This is a genomic window from Neisseria sp. HMSC058F07, from assembly GCF_001810035.1.
Taxonomy (GTDB): Bacteria; Pseudomonadota; Gammaproteobacteria; order Burkholderiales; family Neisseriaceae; genus Neisseria; species Neisseria perflava.
In genome coordinates this window covers 312,761-329,186 of record NZ_KV799663.1, presented here as the reverse complement: position 1 = coordinate 329,186, position 16,426 = coordinate 312,761, and the positions used below count along the sequence as shown (strand labels likewise).

Genomic DNA, 16,426 nt, shown 5'->3' with positions numbered 1-16,426 from the left:
GGGAAAAGTCTGTCGTTTGAAGGCCGTCTGAACGCCGTTGTCGGCTGGTTTCAGACGGCCTTGTCGTTTATAGGATAGCTTGCGCGGCTTCTTCGATTTGTGTGTTTTCACGCATGATGTATTGCGAAAAAGCCAGCAGGTTGTCGAAGACTTGGGTGTGTTCGGGCAGGTCTTGCTCGTGTTTGGCCAGCGTTTTTTTGCCTTTGCCGGTCAGGACGAGCGCGGATTTGCCGCCTGCGGCATCAATGGCTTGCAGGTCGCGCAGGCTGTCTCCGACCAGCCAGGTTTCGGCGGCATTGGCCTTGAAGCGTTCGATGATGTCGATAATCATGCCGGGCTTGGGTTTGCGGCATTCGCAGTTGTCGGCGGCAGTGTGCGGGCAAAACCAAATGCCGTCGATGGTGCCGCCTGCTTGAACGGCAAGGCGGTGCATTTTTGCGTGCATTTCGGTCAGGTCTTGCACGGTAAAGTATTTGCGGCCGATACCGGATTGGTTGGTGGCCACGGCGATGGTGTAGCCTGCCTGCGTTAAGAAGGCGATGGCATCCATGCTGCCTTCGATGGGAATCCATTCGTCAACGGATTTGACGAAATCGTCGCGGTCTTGGTTGATGACGCCGTCGCGGTCGAGGATGATGAGTTTCATGGTTTGGGCTCTTATTTTTCTGCTTTCAAACTGCTTTTCCATTTTTCAAAGGCCGTCTGAAAAACGGGTGTCAGTTTGGCGAAGGTTTCCGGGGTGTTTTTGACGTGGTAGAAGCCGCCGAGCGAGGGCGTGTCGAGGGCGAGGACGTAGTCTTCCATAAATGCGCCGTAGCCGTCTTCTTCGTCGGTGTAGTAGAACTCGGTAAACCGTTGGCCGAGTTCGGTAAAGTCGTCCGCTGTCAATGCGCCGTCCATGTGTTTGAGCAGGAAGTGCCGTCCGCTGATTTTGCCCGAGGTCATGGCGGCGAAGTCGGCTGCGGTTTCGGGGGCGGTTTGCCAGACGGGGTTGACGAGGCCTGCCTGCGCCGCCCACTGCCAGTACATGCCGATGTGGGTGGCGGCGTTTTCGGGCGGGAGCTGGTCGGGATAGTCTTCGTCGAGATGGAAACGGATATTGTCGTACATGGACGGTGTTCGTTGGGGGGAAAGGGGATATTGTAGCGGAAAATAATGAATTAGGCCGTCTGAAAGAGGGTGTTTCAGACGGCCTTAAGGGAATTTAACCTTTAAATACGGGAACAAGCTCCATTTGGCTCAATATTTGGGCGGCAATGTTGATGATGCCGAAGAGGAAGACCCAAACCATCAGCCAGAATCCGCCGTAAACTTTGTAGTTTTTGCCGGCACCGAATTTATGGCGCGAGCGGTAGAGCAGCATGGCGGGGATGATGCCGGTCCAGATGGTGGCGGCCAGGCCGACGTAGCCGATGGCGGTAACGAAGCCGGTAGGGAAGAGCAGGCAGGAAATCAAAGGCGGCAGGAAGGTCAGTGCGGCGGTTTTGGTGCGGCCGGAGATGCTGTCGTTCCATTTGAAGATGTCGGCAATGTAGTCGAACAGGCCGAGCGTTACGCCGAGGAAGGAGGTTGCGATCGCCATGTAGGAGAACAGGGTCAACACTTTGTCCATATTGCCGGTTTGGGCGAACTTGGACAGCGTTTCGATCAGGACGGAAACTTGTCCTTCTGCGGCGATAACCGGTGCGAACTCGTTACGCGGCAGGTTGCCTTGGATGGCGATTTGCCAGAGGATGTAAATCACAAGCGCAATCAGCGTTCCTACCCATAGGGATTTGGCCACTTTGGGCGCGTCGCCTTTAAAGTATTTGAGCAGGCTGGAGACGTTACCGTGGAAACCGAATGAGGCAAGGCAAACGGGCAGGGCGGTAGCGACATAAATCCAGTAGCTGGTGCCGGCAGGGGCTTGGGTGTCAAACAGGACAGGCATTTTGGCATCGGCAATCAGGCCGCCGGTTGCCCAAATAAAGGTCAATACCATGCCGCCGATGAGGATGCTGGTGAAGCGGTCAACCAAGCGTGCGGATGCCCAAACGCAAAAGGCGAGAATGCCGAAAAAGACGAGTTGGCCGATGGTGAGCGAAATTTCGCCGCCTACCGCGCTGCCGATGCCTTTGGCGGTCAGGTCGCCGCCGACGAAGATGTAGGCGTAGGTGAGCAGGTATAAAACGAAAGCGACGGCAACGCCGTTGATGACGTTCCAAGCCGGGCCGAGCAGGTCTTTAACCATAGTGTCGAAGCTGGCGCCGTGCGGATAATGGGTGTTGACTTCCAAAATCATCAGGCCGCTGGAGAGCATGGAAAACCAGGTGTACAGCAACACGGCCAGCGAGCCGGTAAACCATACGCCGGAGGTGGCGGTCGGGTTGGCAAGCATGCCTGCGCCGATAACCGTACCGGCGATAATCATCGCTCCGCCGAATAGGGATGGGGTTTTGGTTGACATTGTTTATCTTTCTTCTAGAAATGCGTGGCTGCCATTATGCCGTAAAGTGTAAGAAAAGGTAAAGCAAAGGCCGTCTGAAAACCCGATTGTCGTTTTCAGACGGCCTTTGATGTGTATAAACGCAACTGATTAAATCAATTTTCGCAGTTTCAATTCGTTTTTCAGATACGCGTAATAAACCGGCGCGACGATGATGCCGCCGATGCCGAAAATGCGTTCAAAGACGACCATCGCCACCAGCAATTCCCATGCGCTGGATTCGATTTCCGAGCCGATGATTTTGGCGTTGAGGAAATATTCGAGCTTGTGGATGACAACGAGGAAAACCAGCGATGCGAGTGCGACGTAAAGCGATGCGCCGAGGCTCAAAATAATAATGATGGTGTTGGAAATCAGGTTGCCTGCCACCGGAATCAGGCCGACGATAAAGGCGATGATCAGGACGGTCATTTTAAACGGCAGGTCAACGCCGAACAGCGGCAAAACCAAGTAAAGGTACAGGCCGGTCAGGAAGGTGTCGATCAGCGAGATTTTGACTTGGGCGAGGAACACGCGCTCAAAGCTGGTTTCAAAATTGACGATGCGCCGCATCAATTCGGCTTTAAACAGCGGCATTTTATGGCGGTTTTTGCGCATTTCCAGGCGGTGGAAACTGAGCATGGCGCCGATGATGATGCCGATGAGGATGTACACGAAGGACGTGATGCTGTTTTTACTGATACGGGTCAGCGCGGCGCGGTATTCTTCAATCAGCTTGATTGCCGAGGCTTTGATTTCGGCCATATTGTTGGGCAGCATATTGAGAATGGCAGCAGGCAGGTCTTGGCTGTTTTTGGTGTCTTCCAAAATCGCCGCCAGCTTGGCCAGCATAAAGCCGACGTGGCCGCCATGTATCAGGTGGTAAATGCCCAAAGACATCATCGCAATGATGCTGAATACGATGGCCAGCGTCAGCGTGGTGGAAATTAGGTTGATATTGTGCGCATTGAGCGACTTATGCAGCCGCGTGTTGCGCGGTAAAACACGGCGGCGGAGTTTGAGGATGACGCCGTTGGTGCGCGTAATAAAGATATAGGTCAGGATAACCGACAGCAGCAGCGGCAGAAAATGGTAGTGCAAGACAATCAGCAAGGCCAAGCCCATCAGGATATAGGAAGCGTTGCGGAAAGTCGGGTTGTCGGCGTGGGAAGAGAGTAAGGACATGTGAAGCCAATAAGGTAAAAAGCAAAAAAACAGGTCAGGCCGTCTGAAAAATCATGTTCAGACGGCCTAACTTAATGACAGTGATTAGTCGTGTAATGAGGCCGCGTGTACCGTGTTTTCCAACAAAGTGGCAATCGTCATCGGGCCGACGCCGCCGGGAACAGGCGTAATCATGGATGCGCGTTCTTTAGCGACATCAAACTCCACGTCGCCGCACAGGCTGCCGTCGTCCAAGCGGTTGATGCCCACATCGATAACGACTGCGCCGGGTTTGACCCATTCGCCTTTAACGAAATTCGGAATGCCTACGCCGACCACCAAAATATCTGCGGCGGCAACTTCATCGGCAAGGTTTTGCGTGGCGCTGTGGCAAATGGTTACCGTCGCGCGGGACAGCAGCAATTCCAACGCCTGTGGGCGGCCGACAATATTGGACGCGCCGACGACGACCGCTTTTTTGCCTTTCGGGTCGATGCCGTAGGCTTCCAACAAAGTCATCACACCTTTGGGTGTGCAAGGGCGCATCAGCGGCATTTTGACGACCAGGCGGCCGACGTTGTAAGGGTGGAAGCCGTCCACATCTTTATGCGGCTCGATACGCTCCAAAACCGCTTGGCTGTCGATGTGTGCCGGCAGCGGCAGTTGCACCAAAATACCGTCGACGGCAGGGTCGCCGTTCAATTCGTCCACCAGTTTCAGCAAATCGTCTTGCGTGGTTTCAGACGGCAGCTCATAAGAGCGCGATTCGATGCCGCTTTTTTGGCAGGCCAGTTTTTTATTGCGTACATAAACCGCGCTAGCAGGGTCGTCGCCAACCAATACCACCGCCAAGCAAGGCGTGTGCAAACCTTTTTCCTGACGCGCTTTTACCGCCTGTGCGACCGCCTCGATGCGTTGCTGGGAGATTTTTTTTCCGTCTATAAGTTGTGCAGCCATGATTTTTCCTCCTCAATAGGGATAAATATTGCGTTTAAATTATCGCATTTTTCAGACGGCCTGACACAAAAGAGTAGCCCTGATTGTGAAACATAAAAATAAATAACGATTAAAAATAATAAGATAATCAAAAAATGAAAAAATAAAGCAAAGTAGATGTTGACCGGGTTAAAAAGGGTCTGTATAGTTCAGGTCTTCAGTCGGGGCGTAGCGCAGCCCGGTTAGCGCATCTGCTTTGGGAGCAGAGGGTCGTGAGTTCGAATCCCACCGCCCCGACCACAAAATTCTTAGCACGAATCGGCATGAGCGCCCGTAGCTCAACCGGATAGAGCACCGACCTTCTAAGTCGGGGGTTACAGGTTCGATTCCTGTCGGGCGTGCCAATTTTTACGGTGGCTGTAGCTCAGTTGGTAGAGCCCTGGATTGTGATTCCAGTTGTCGTGGGTTCGAGCCCCATCAGCCACCCCAGATGAAAGCCTGCATATTGTATGCAGGCTTTTTTCCATTTATACCCGAATTTTACTTCAGATTTAATTGGGTTTCAAAAAAGTATTTATCAAACCGTTTCATCATGGCATCGGCAAAAATAGCATTTGCTGTGTTATCAAATATCAATGAATACGCAGTCAAGCCCGAATATTGTACCGTTCGGTATCTTTTTATGGCGTTTCGCCGTTATCCTTTATAATACCCCGATTATTTTCTGTTTCATTCCCAAAGGAACCGCATCATGTCCGAATGGCCAGCTCCAGAATTTGAATCCAAAATCTGTCCGCCCGAAAAGCTGGCGGAGCGTTTGGCGGCATTGCCCCGTCCGCTGGTGTTTACCAACGGCTGTTTCGATATTCTCCATAGGGGCCATGTAACGTATCTGGCGCAGGCGCGATCGGCCGGTGCGGCTTTGGTGTTGGCATTGAATACCGATGCTTCGGTGCGCCGTCAGGGCAAAGGGGACGATCGTCCGATTAATCCTTTGGAAAACCGCGCGGCAGTGGCAGCGGCATTGGCGAGCGTGGATTTGGTCACATGGTTTGATGACGATACGCCGGCTGCGTTGATTGAAATGGTCAAACCTGATGTATTGATTAAAGGCGGCGACTGGCCTGTGGATAAGATTGTCGGTGCGGCTGAGACGTTTGCGCGTGGCGGCAAAGTATTTTCGATTCCGTTTTTACACCAGACTTCGACCACCAAAACGTTGGCGAAAATTCGCGAAGCCGGAGGAGGCGAATGACGGATTTGAACAGCCGCCATTGGGCCTTGCTCGCCGCACTTTCAGACGGCCTGCCGCAACACGTTTCTCAGTTGGCGCGCGTGGTCGGTATGAAGCCGCAACAATTAAACGGATTCTGGCAGCAGATGCCGGGCCATATCCGCGGTTTGCTGCGCCAGCACGACGGGCAATGGCGTTTGGTGCGCCCTTTGGCTGTGTTTGCCGAAGAATCTCTGCAACAAATGGCCGGAAAACAGGGTTTTCGTGCGCAGTTGAAACACGAATGTTCGTCCAGCAATGATGAAATCATGGCATTGGCGCGCCAGTCGGCAGATTTGGCGCATAAGGCCTTGTGCGTGGCGCATTTCCAAACCAAAGGACGCGGACGGCAAGGGCGAAGCTGGGTCAACCGACAGGGTGAATGTCTGATGTTCAGCTTGGGCTGGGCGTTTGACAAGCCGCAGTATGAGCTGGGTTCGCTGGCGTTGGTGGCGGCATTGGCTTGCCGACGCGCGCTTGCCGATATCGGTTTGGACGTAAATATCAAGTGGCCGAACGATTTGGTCGTGGCCAACGATAAATTGGCCGGTATTTTGATTGAAACGGCGCGGGTAGAGAATAGGACTGTCGCCGTCATCGGCATCGGTATCAATTTTGTATTGCCGAAAGAAGTTGAAAACGCCACTTCCATACAGGCATTGTTTCAGACGGCCTCTAAGCAGGGCGTAAGCGTCAAAACCTTATTGAATGCGGTATTGGCGCAACTCGATGCGCTGTTGAACGAATACGCGCAAAACGGATTCGCGTCATGTGTCGGCGAATACGATGCCGCCAACCGCGACACAGGCAGGCCGGTCTTGCTGCTTCAAGAAGGGCGCATTGTTCATGAAGGCGTAGTCAAAGGCGTGGATGCGCAAGGCGCGTTGCGTTTGTTGACCGACAATGGCGAGAAAACCATTGTCAGCGGCGAGATCAGCTTGCGTCCGGATAATCGTCCGGCGCAACCTGCCGCGACTAAGCCGGAACGCTTTTTGCTGCTGGACGGCGGCAACAGTCAGTTGAAATGGGCGTGGGTAGAGAACGGCACATTTTCCGAAGTCGGCCGCGCGCCGTATCGTGATTTGACCCAGCTGGGCGAAGAATGGCTGCAATTTGCCGATGATGATGTGAAGATTGTCGGTTGCGCCGTGTGCGGTTCGGTAAAAAAAGCGATGGTGGAAGAACAATTAACCCGTCCGGTCGAATGGCTGTCTTCCATGCCGCAGGCTTTGGGTATCCGCAACCATTACCGCCGTCCTGAAGAACATGGCTCCGACCGTTGGTTTAATGCGCTGGGCAGCCGTCGCTTTACGCAAAATGCCTGCGTCGTCGTCAGCTGCGGCACCGCCGTAACCACCGACGCGCTGACGGAAGACAATCATTATCTCGGCGGCACCATCATGCCCGGTTTCCACTTGATGAAAGAGGCGATGGCGCTCAAGACCGCCAACCTCAACCGCCCCATCGGCAAGGTATATCCGTTCCCAACCACAACGCCGAACGCCATTGCCAGCGGCATGATGGATGCCGTTTGCGGCGCGTTGATGATGATGCATGGCCGTCTGAAAGACAAAACGGGCGAAGGCAAACCGGTCGATATTATTATCACGGGCGGCGGCGCGGCCAGAGTCGTGCAGGCGCTGCCGGAGTCATTCGTTCATGACAATCAAGTGAAAATCGTCGATAATCTCGTGATTCACGGGCTCTTGCATTGGATTGCCCATCGCAACGGACAATAAAAAGGAAAACGCATCATGAAATGGCTGTTTGCGGTCTTGGTCGCACTCAACATCATTGTTTTTGGCAGCATGGTTGCCTATCGGACACAACATAAAACCGCGAAACCCGAATCTGCCTTGGAAGGCGGCACGCACGAATTATTGCGCCCGTCTTCTTTGGACGCGCCCAAAGCCGAGCCTCAGCAGGCATCGCAACCCGATTGGGTGGCGGATGAATCAGACGGCCTGATTATGGCAGAACCTGAATCCGAAGAAGCAGAAGCCTTGCGTAAAAAGCAAGAAGCGCAGCAGTTGAAAGAGAAAAAAGAAAAAATGCGCCGCGAGAAAGAAGCGCAAGAGCGTCGCGCAGCCGAAGAAGAGATGGACGCGGCCGGCGTGGAACGCTTGTGTACCAGCAGCGCCACCGTAGTGATGGATGAAGACGATTACCACCGCATCAAAGGCTTGTTGGGCAAATGGCCTCATGCGGCCAGCCGCAGTATCGAAAAACGTAACGGCGCATCCGGTGGCGAAACTTCTTCCAAAACCTTCCGCGTGGTCTTGCCTGCCGACGGCGACACTTCCGCCCAGCTTGATGCCTTGGGCAGCCGCGGCTTTAGCGGCAGTATTCACAACGGCGAAATCAGCATTGACGTAACACGCAGCCGCTCTTCCGCCCAAGTTTTGATTTCACGCTTGTCCAGCGCAGGTTTTGGCGGTGCGCGCATTGTCGAACAGGAAGACAGAAGCGCACCCGATACCGGTTTGAGCGTAGCACGCATGACCGTGGTCTTTATGGCGGTCGACGAGCGCGATGCCCAAGACATCAGAAACATTGTCGGCCGTTATGGCAAGTTGAACATGAAAACCTGCCGATAATCAGGCCTATTCGGTTTCAGACGGCCTGATAAGCAGCCGGCCAAGCCTGATAAACCGAACGCCAAAAAACACGAAACCCACTGTATCGGCAGTGGGTTTCATGTTTTTCGGTTTTGAGTATCTGATATAAAGGGGAACAGGTATGTTTCGTATATGCGCACTCCGAGTATCAAGAGATAATGGGAAAGAGGGGGATAAAATCTGTCGTTTAATGGCTCGGATTAGGACGTCTTCCGAGTGGTTTTGATTATACGCTAATAATAACTATTATCAATAGCAAAATTGAAAAAATAATGGTTTTTGTTGTAATGCTTTGTTTTGTATGGAAATTAAATTGTGGCATTGGCTTTGCCGTGATTGAAAAGGCCGTCTGAACGTCAAACGAACAGGCCGGTTGAAATAGGGTAAGGCAAACATTTCAACCCTATATTTCAGACGGCCTTTTGATTTGTTTCAATCACTCATAAATCCAAGCAATCAACATATCCAAAGCCATATAAAATACCGTATAATCAAGGCCAAATTAACTTTGCCTGCTCGTCGGGCCGTCTGAAAAATTATGCAACAAACCTACGCCGCGGTACAGCGAGATTTGCTCGAAGCCAACCACCTTTCCCCCGATTTGCTCGCCCAAAGCCTGAGTATTATCGGCGCCAACCATGTCGATTATGCCGACATCTATTGCCAGCGTACTGCCTATGAAAGTTGGCATTTGGAAGAAGGCATCGTCAAATCGGGCAGCTTCCAAATCGATCAGGGTGTGGGCGTGCGTGCCGTTTCGGGCGATAAGACTGCTTTTGCCTACGCCGACAGCCTGTGTATCGATTCGATCAACCGCTCTGCCAAAGCCGTGCGCGTGATTGGTGCGGCTGGCGGCGAAGCCAGCGTCAAAGTGCCGACACCTGCCTACGGCAAGCCTGTCCATATGGCGATTGACCCTATTGCCAGTCTTGATTCTGCTGCCAAAGTCGCGCTGTTGAACAAAGTTGAAACGCTGGCCAAAGCCGCCGATCCGCGTATCGTGCAAGTGATGGCCGGTTTGACCTGCGAATACGACATGGTGTACATCGCCCGTCTGGACGGCAAACACGCTGCCGATATCCGTCCGATGGTGCGCATGAACGTAACCGTCATTGCCAAGCAGGGCGAGCGTCGCGAGCAGGGCAGCGCAGGCGGTGGCGGGCGTTATGATTTGGCGTATTTCGATGAAAACTTGGTGCATCGGTTTGTCGATTCCGCCGTCAAACAAGCCCTGACCAATCTTGAATCCCGTCCTGCGCCTGCCGGCGAGATGACCGTTGTTTTGGGCAACGGCTGGCCGGGCGTGTTGTTGCACGAAGCGGTTGGACATGGTTTGGAAGGCGATTTCAACCGTAAAGAAACCAGCGTTTTCTCCGGCCGAATCGGCGAGCGCGTGGCTGCCAAAGGCGTTACCGTTGTGGATCAAGGCGATATTGCCGACAGACGCGGCTCGCTCAATATCGACGACGAAGGCAACGAAACCCGCCGTACTGTATTGATTGAAGACGGTATTTTGGTCGGCTATATGCAGGACGAAACCAACGCCCGCCTGATGGGTATGCAATCGACCGGCAACGGCCGCCGCGAAAGTTACGCTTCCGCTCCTATGCCGCGCATGACCAATACCTTTATGGAAAACGGCGGCTATGAGCCGGAAGAAATCATCGCGTCCATCGACAAGGGCATTTACGCCGTCAACTTTGGCGGCGGACAAGTGGACATTACCAGCGGCAAGTTCGTGTTCAGCGCATCCGAAGCGTGGTGGGTGGAAGGCGGCAAACTGCAATATCCTGTCAAAGGCGCGACCATCATCGGCAACGGCCCCGAAGTGCTGAAACACGTTTCCATGATAGGTAACGACTCCGCGCTCGACAGCGGTATCGGCGTCTGCGGCAAAGAAGGGCAGAGCGTGCCTGTCGGCGTCGGACAACCGACCCTGAGGATTGATGCCGGACTGACCGTGGGCGGTAGCGAAATTTAAACGGCAGGCCGTCTGAAAAGTTTTCAGACGGCCTTTTGCATTAGGATAAAACTATGCAGGAACAGAATCGGAAATCAAGTTTTCCCATAGTGATGTTGCTGGTGTCGGTTGCCCTGTGGATAGCATCTTTGTCCAATGTTGCATTTTATTTGGGCAATCATGAAAGCATGAAGGGTTTGACCGTTTTGATTTTGGGGTCGATATTTACTTCTTTGGATATCAGGTATTGTGCGGCCTATGCGAATTATGTTTGGTTGGCGGCCATTGTGTTGCTGGCGTTGCGGAAGAAGGTCGTGCCTGTCCATGCGGCGCTTTGGAGCTTGGCGCTGGTGGCTTTCAGTGTGAAAGCCGTACACGTTGATGAAGCAGGGAATACATCGGATATCGTACGCTACGGCGCGGGATTTTATTTGTGGTATGCCGCATTTGCGGTTGCCACCATCGGCACGTTTGCCGGAAAGAGTAAGGAAAGAAAAGCCACAACGCTGGCAGATGGGACGAAAAATGACGCTTGATGAATGGTTGCGCCAATCGGCACTGCCCAAAAATGAAGCGCGGATGTTGTTGCAATATGCGCTGGGTTATACGCGCGCGCAGCTGGTGACGCGCGGTACGGACGATTTGGCAGACTCTGCCCTGCAAACCTTGGAGGCTTTGGCTCAACGCCGTCTGAAAGGCGAGCCGATGGCCTATCTGTTGGGAGAACGCGAGTTCTACGGACGACACTTTGCCGTCAATCCCCATGTGCTGATTCCACGCCCTGAAACCGAGCATTTGGTGGAAGCCGTGCTCAAACGCTTGCCGCCGCAAGGCCACGTGTGGGATTTGGGAACGGGCAGCGGCGTCATTGCCGTAACCGTCGCGCTTGAACGCGTTGATGCCGATGTTCGCGCATCCGACATCAGCGTCGGTGCTTTGGATACCGCCCGTCAAAATGCGGCCAAATTGGGTACAAAAGTCGAATTTGCGCAGGGTTCGTGGTTTGATACCGACAGGCCGTCTGAAGGCCAATACGATGTGATTGTTTCCAATCCGCCGTACATTGAGGACGGCGATGTGCATTTGTCGCAAGGCGATTTGAGGTTTGAACCGCAAAACGCGCTGACCGACTTTTCAGACGGCCTCAGCCATATCCGCCACATTACCCAAGAAGCCCCTAAATACCTGAAAGCCAACGGCTGGCTGCTGTTTGAACACGGCTATGACCAGGGCGAAGCGGTGCGGAACATTATGCTGGAGAACGGGTTTGCCGAAGTGGCAACCGAACAGGATTTGGCAGGATTGGACAGAGTCACGCTGGGGCGTTTGCCTGCTTAGCGGGCATGGTTAGTCGGAATATAAAAAAGGGCGTGTCGATCACGCCCTTTTGGTTTTTTTTTTTGGTTTAGCTGTTCAGACAGCCTGGTTTAACGCCAAGCAGCGACGAACTCCGCCCAGTGTTGTTTTTCTTCGGCTTGTGCGGCCAGATAGTGTTTGATGCGTTTGATTTCGACTTCGTATTCGTCGGCATCGAGCGCGCCGCTCATCATGCGAAAGCGCATGTACATCAGGTAGGTATTGGCGGCATCGGTTTCGCAATAGTCGCGGATGTCTCTCAGACGGCCTGCGTGATAAGCGTCCCAAACCTTGCTGCCGTCCATGCCCAATTTGCCGGGGAAACCGCAGAGTTTGGCCATATCGTCCAAAGGCACGCTGGCACGCGGTTGGTAGAGGGCGAGCAAATCCATTAGGTCGCAATGGCGGGTGTGGTAGCGGCTGATGTAGTTGTTCCACTTAAAGTCGCGGCTGTCGCCAAAGTCGCCGTCGCCCATGTCCCAGTAGCGGGCGGCACTGATGCCGTGTATCAGGGCGCGGTAGTGGAGGACGGGCAGGTCGAAACCGCCGCCGTTCCAGCTGACGAGTTGCGGCGTATAGTTTTCGATAACCTCGAAGAATTTGGCAATCATGACTTCTTCGCTGTCTTCGGGATCGCCGATGGTGCTGACGCGGATTTTGTCCTGCCCCCAGCGCATACAGCAGGAGATGGCGACGACTTGGTGCAGATGGTGTTGCATAAAGTCGCTGCCGGTTTTGGCGCGGCGTTGCTGTTGGGCAAACAGGACGACTTCGTTGTCGGGCAAATCGGCAGGCAAATCGTAAAGCAGGCGGATGCCGTTTACGTCGGGTATGGTTTCGATGTCGAAGGCGAGTATCGGGGTCATGGCGTGTTCGGGTTGGATAAGGAATGATGCCATTGTGGCATGACGGCTCAGATAAAAAAAGAGGCAATCCCCCACAGGATTGCCCCAATACCTCAAATCAGAGATTTACGCTTCACAAACAATACAGGCTTTCACCTGCGGCTTTACAGATGCAGCTCAACTCTGCACCGGTAAACTTTCATTTCGGGTATTGCGCCGAAATCCTCTAAAAATACTGCAATTGCTTGCAATATCAGAAAACTGCTTACAAAAACATTTAAAACCGGCTGAGGCCGTCTGAATGTCTTGTAATTTGATGTAGTGAAATTTACGCGAAATTTTACAGTTTGCCAAGTGTTTTTTTCTGAAGGTTTGGTTCAGGGTAAATTGCGGTTATTGTCATAATTTTGCAATTAAATTTCATAATTAATTTAAAATTAGATGTTTATTTTGTATTTCTTGCTTTAAATTTAATTTAATTTCATATTTCGAATGATTAAAATTTGTTTTATTTTAAAGGTTATTTTATAACATTTTGTTTTTAAATGAAATTAAATTTAACATATAAATGAAAAGGGTATTGGCTGGGGCGTTTTTTATTTGAGAAAAAATATAAGGTTGTTTGAAAGTTTCAATTGCCTTGAAAAAAGTTGTTTTTAAAGCATTTAAAGTGGAATTTGATTTGATTGTTTGAAATTGAAGCTGAGCTTGAGTTTGATACAACTAAAATGAAAAAGCGGCAAAAGAAAGGTTTTACCGCTTTTTCATGCTTAAATTGTAATTTTATGTAGTCAGTAAAAGCTGCTTTCGCCTTCGGGACGGGTTTTGAAGCGTTTGTGCAGCCAGAAATATTGTTCGGGATGCTCGCGTACCCGCTCTTCGATGAAGTCGTTCATGCGCTGGGTGTCGGCTTCGACATTTTCGGTCGGGAAATTGTCCCAAGCCGGATAGAAGCGCAGGGTTACGGTATTGTCGGCTTCGCGCGTGGGGATGGCGGGAATGATTTTGGCTTTGGTCATGCCGGCGATACGGCTGAGACCGGTAATCGTGGCCGTCTGAATGCTGAAGAAATTGACGAAAATGGAATCGTTGCGGCCAAAGTCTTGGTCGGGCAGATAAAGAAAGGGCGCATTGCTTTTGCGCAGGTGCTTGATGATGGCGCGCAGGCCTTCTGTGCGGCCGATCAGGAAAACATTGTTGTAGCGGTGACGGCCTTTCAGGATTTGCTCGTCCAGGGCTTTGTTTTTTTGGTGCGAATACATGCTGGTCAGCGGCACATCCTGATTGAGCGTGTAAACCGCCATTTCAAATGCGGTAAAGTGCGGATAGAGGATGATGACTTTTTCGCCGGCGGCGAGGGCTTCGTCAAGATGGTGTTTGTCTTGATAGCGCACCAACGAGCGCAGTTTGTCCGCAGGCGCATACCAATAGAGGCCGTATTCGAGCATCAGCTTGGCCATGTGTTGGAAATGGCGTTTGAGCAGGGCGGTGCGCTGGCTGTCGTTCAGCTCGGGAAAGCATTTTCTGAGGTTGACCTCGCCGACTTTGCGGCGCGGTTTGACTGCGTAATAGGCGAGAATACCGATCGCGTCGGCAATTTTGTGCAACACGCAAAAAGGCAGCAGGCGGATGAGGTAGAGAAAAAGGAAGGCGGCTTTCATGCAGGCTCGCTGTATGTGGGCAAAGGGTTATTATAACCGAAAGGCCGTCTGAAAACGGGCTGGAACACGATTTCAGACGGCCTGAATGTCGGCTTACTATTGGAAACGGCCGCGTTTGACCTGCAGGCCTTCGGGATTGAGTTGCGAAGCTAATCCGTGATTGCGCAGGGCGTGGGTGAGGGCGACGGCGAGTCCGTCGGCGGCATCGGCTTGCGGCGTGCCTGAAAGCGCGAGCATTTGGACTACCATATGCTGCACCTGCTCTTTGGCGGCCTTGCCCTTGCCGACCACTGCCTGCTTGACTTGAAGCGCGGTGTATTCAAACACGGGCAAGTCGTGCATGACCAAAGCGGCAATCGCCGCACCGCGCGCCTGACCGAGCATCAAAGTCGCGGCCGGATTGACGTTGACAAACACTTGTTCGATGGCCGCCTGATGCGGCTGATAGTGGCGGATGATTTCGTCGATATGGCGGACAATTACGGCGATGCGTTCGGAAAGCGACGCGCCGGTCGGCGTTTTGATACAGCCGGAAGCAACATAATGATGCTCGCGGCCGTGGACATCGATAACGCCGAAGCCGGTCACGCGGCTGCCGGGGTCGATGCCGAGAATGCGTGTGGGTTGGGAGTGGGACATAGTGTGTTTAAAGTAGTCGGTGTTTCAGGGCAGGCAGGCGCGTGCGCACGCTTTGCAGTCGCGCGGTATCCAAATCGGCACAAATCACGCCTTCGCCTTCGGGCAACGTCGCCAACACATCGCCCCAAGGGTCGATAATCATACTGTGGCCGAATGTGCGGCGGCCGCTTTCATGCAGTCCGCCTTGTGCCGACGCGATGACGTAGCATTGGTTTTCCACTGCACGGGCGCGCAGCAGCAATTCCCAATGTGCCTTGCCGGTCGTATAGGTAAACGCGGCCGGCAACAGCAAAACATCAAACGGCTGCTGGGCGCGGAAAAACTCAGGAAAGCGCAAATCGTAGCAGACCCCGGCCGCCAGCGGAACATCGTCCACGCTTAACTTCGGCACATCGCTGCCCGCCAGTATCGTATCGGCTTCGGCGTAGCGTTCGCCCAAACCGGAAAAGCCGAAAAGGTGCATTTTGTGGTAAAGCCCGATTCGGTTGCCGTCGCGGTCATATACAAGCATTGTATTCATCACCTTGCCCGCGTCTGGGCTTTGCAGTGGAACCGTACCGCCAAACAACACCACGCCGCATTCCCTTGCCGTTTCGCTTAAGGCCGTCTGAAAACGGGTGTCGCAGGTTTCGCCGACGCGTCCATCGTCCAAAGGCTCGGCAAATGCCAGCTTGTCCGTATCGTTTTTGCCCATCAGCGGCCAATATTCGGGCAGCAACACCCAATCCGCCCCTTGTTCGGCCGCCTCGCGGACAAGGCGTTTCATGGTGGCAATATTGGTTTCGGGGTTGGTGGACGACACCATTTGCACCGCGGCAGCGCGTAAAGAGTGCATCATCAAAACTCCTGTCAGATTTTGCAAGAATTGTAACTTGTTTACGCACAAGGCCGATACAATCGCCTCACAATTCCTCTCCAAAAAAGGATAAACCATGAACTTGAAACTTCTCCTCACTGCCGCACTTTCCACCGCCGCACTGGCCGCACATGCCGACGTACAGCTTTACGGCAGCATCAAAAGCGGCATCGAAACCTCGCAAACCCGTTTTGGCGGCCAAACATACAGCCGAACTGCCGTTGCCGACCAAGGCAGCCACATCGGTTTACGCGGCTCGCATCCGATTGGCGGCGGAACGAATTTTATTTGGGAAGTCGAACAAGACACACCGGTCGGCAAAAGCGGCTCCATCCGCCAAGACTGGCGCGAACGCCGAGATAATTTTGGCCGTTAAAGGAAAGATTGGATAGTAAAGGCCGTCTGAAAGATTTTCAGACGGCCTGTTTTTTATAGTGAGGTCGATTGATTTAAAGAATACACGTAAAAGGCGGTAATCAATAATATCTTAATATTTTCAAAATTTAACAATTTTATATAACTTATTGATTATTTATAAAATTAATAAAATATTGGGTAGCTGATTAAAAAATCAGCATTGGCATTGCTTGCAAATTAAAAAATTATCAAGTAAGGTTAAATGCAAGCGGTTTTATCAGTGAATTAAATATTAAT

16 protein-coding genes and 3 tRNA genes are annotated in these 16,426 nt (G+C 52.5%); 10 read left to right on the top strand and 9 right to left on the bottom strand.

Annotated elements, in window-relative coordinates:
• Window positions 1–67 precede the first annotated feature (67 nt).
• From gmhB to folD, 5 genes are all read right to left on the bottom strand, one after another.
• On the bottom strand, window positions 68–646 hold the full coding sequence (gene gmhB / locus HMPREF2696_RS01845) for a D-glycero-beta-D-manno-heptose 1,7-bisphosphate 7-phosphatase (RefSeq protein ID WP_039862535.1): 579 nt from the start codon (window positions 644–646) through the stop codon (window positions 68–70).
• An 11-nt stretch (window positions 647–657) separates the two neighbouring features.
• Window positions 658–1,110, bottom strand: a complete 453-nt coding sequence (locus tag HMPREF2696_RS01840) for a DUF7832 domain-containing protein (protein ID WP_049336905.1) — start codon at window positions 1,108–1,110, stop codon at window positions 658–660.
• A 94-nt stretch (window positions 1,111–1,204) separates the two neighbouring features.
• Window positions 1,205–2,446: an aromatic amino acid transporter gene (locus HMPREF2696_RS01835; protein ID WP_004520950.1), complete on the bottom strand. Its 1,242-nt coding sequence runs from the start codon at window positions 2,444–2,446 to the stop codon at window positions 1,205–1,207.
• A gap of 129 nt (window positions 2,447–2,575) precedes the next feature.
• On the bottom strand, window positions 2,576–3,649 hold the full coding sequence (locus HMPREF2696_RS01830) for an AI-2E family transporter (protein WP_039862536.1): 1,074 nt from the start codon (window positions 3,647–3,649) through the stop codon (window positions 2,576–2,578).
• A gap of 84 nt (window positions 3,650–3,733) precedes the next feature.
• Window positions 3,734–4,585: a bifunctional methylenetetrahydrofolate dehydrogenase/methenyltetrahydrofolate cyclohydrolase FolD gene (folD, locus tag HMPREF2696_RS01825; protein WP_049336906.1), complete on the bottom strand. Its 852-nt coding sequence runs from the start codon at window positions 4,583–4,585 to the stop codon at window positions 3,734–3,736.
• Between the two features lie 201 nt (window positions 4,586–4,786).
• On the opposite strand from folD, the gene HMPREF2696_RS01820 reads away from it, so the two are divergent.
• The 9 genes from HMPREF2696_RS01820 (at window position 4,787) to prmC (ending at window position 11,753) form a co-directional block, all read left to right on the top strand.
• A tRNA-Pro gene (locus tag HMPREF2696_RS01820) sits at window positions 4,787–4,864 on the top strand.
• Between the two features lie 27 nt (window positions 4,865–4,891).
• A tRNA-Arg gene (locus HMPREF2696_RS01815) sits at window positions 4,892–4,968 on the top strand.
• 9 nt (window positions 4,969–4,977) lie between these two features.
• Window positions 4,978–5,053 (top strand) — tRNA-His (locus tag HMPREF2696_RS01810).
• A 262-nt stretch (window positions 5,054–5,315) separates the two neighbouring features.
• A complete protein-coding gene (locus tag HMPREF2696_RS01805; RefSeq protein ID WP_004520955.1) occupies window positions 5,316–5,819 on the top strand; it encodes an adenylyltransferase/cytidyltransferase family protein in 504 nt (167 codons plus the stop codon).
• Complete coding sequence (locus HMPREF2696_RS01800) at window positions 5,816–7,576, top strand: bifunctional biotin--[acetyl-CoA-carboxylase] ligase/type III pantothenate kinase (RefSeq protein WP_004520956.1); 1,761 nt, start codon at window positions 5,816–5,818, stop codon at window positions 7,574–7,576. Before HMPREF2696_RS01805 ends, HMPREF2696_RS01800 begins: the two co-directional genes overlap by 4 nt.
• A 15-nt stretch (window positions 7,577–7,591) precedes the next feature.
• Window positions 7,592–8,434: a hypothetical protein gene (locus HMPREF2696_RS01795; RefSeq protein ID WP_004520957.1), complete on the top strand. Its 843-nt coding sequence runs from the start codon at window positions 7,592–7,594 to the stop codon at window positions 8,432–8,434.
• Window positions 8,435–8,993: 559 nt separating this feature from the next.
• The gene (gene tldD, locus HMPREF2696_RS01790) at window positions 8,994–10,436 is read left to right on the top strand and encodes a metalloprotease TldD (protein ID WP_070587584.1); all 1,443 of its coding nucleotides are present in this window, start codon (window positions 8,994–8,996) and stop codon (window positions 10,434–10,436) included.
• A gap of 53 nt (window positions 10,437–10,489) precedes the next feature.
• Window positions 10,490–10,951 (top strand): hypothetical protein, encoded by a 462-nt coding sequence (locus tag HMPREF2696_RS01785; protein ID WP_070587583.1) that lies wholly within the window; start codon window positions 10,490–10,492, stop codon window positions 10,949–10,951.
• Window positions 10,941–11,753, top strand: coding sequence for a peptide chain release factor N(5)-glutamine methyltransferase (prmC, locus tag HMPREF2696_RS01780; RefSeq protein ID WP_070587580.1), 813 nt, complete (start codon window positions 10,941–10,943; stop codon window positions 11,751–11,753). Before HMPREF2696_RS01785 ends, prmC begins: the two co-directional genes overlap by 11 nt.
• An 89-nt stretch (window positions 11,754–11,842) precedes the next feature.
• On the opposite strand, the gene HMPREF2696_RS01775 is transcribed toward prmC, so the two are convergent.
• From HMPREF2696_RS01775 to HMPREF2696_RS01760, 4 genes are all read right to left on the bottom strand, one after another.
• Window positions 11,843–12,637 carry a 3'-5' exonuclease gene (locus HMPREF2696_RS01775; RefSeq protein WP_070587578.1) on the bottom strand — a complete coding sequence of 265 codons (795 nt, stop codon included), beginning with the start codon at window positions 12,635–12,637 and terminating at the stop codon, window positions 11,843–11,845.
• A 770-nt stretch (window positions 12,638–13,407) separates the two neighbouring features.
• Window positions 13,408–14,292 carry a lipid A biosynthesis lauroyl acyltransferase gene (locus tag HMPREF2696_RS01770; RefSeq protein WP_256388729.1) on the bottom strand — a complete coding sequence of 295 codons (885 nt, stop codon included), beginning with the start codon at window positions 14,290–14,292 and terminating at the stop codon, window positions 13,408–13,410.
• An 81-nt stretch (window positions 14,293–14,373) separates the two neighbouring features.
• Window positions 14,374–14,916: a crossover junction endodeoxyribonuclease RuvC gene (gene ruvC / locus HMPREF2696_RS01765; protein WP_070587573.1), complete on the bottom strand. Its 543-nt coding sequence runs from the start codon at window positions 14,914–14,916 to the stop codon at window positions 14,374–14,376.
• 7 nt (window positions 14,917–14,923) lie between these two features.
• Entirely contained in the window at window positions 14,924–15,754 is an 831-nt protein-coding gene (locus HMPREF2696_RS01760; RefSeq protein WP_070587570.1) for a carbon-nitrogen hydrolase family protein, read from the bottom strand.
• Window positions 15,755–15,848: 94 nt separating this feature from the next.
• On the opposite strand from HMPREF2696_RS01760, the gene HMPREF2696_RS01755 reads away from it, so the two are divergent.
• Entirely contained in the window at window positions 15,849–16,148 is a 300-nt protein-coding gene (locus HMPREF2696_RS01755; RefSeq protein ID WP_004520970.1) for a porin, read from the top strand.
• Window positions 16,149–16,426 lie beyond the last annotated feature (278 nt).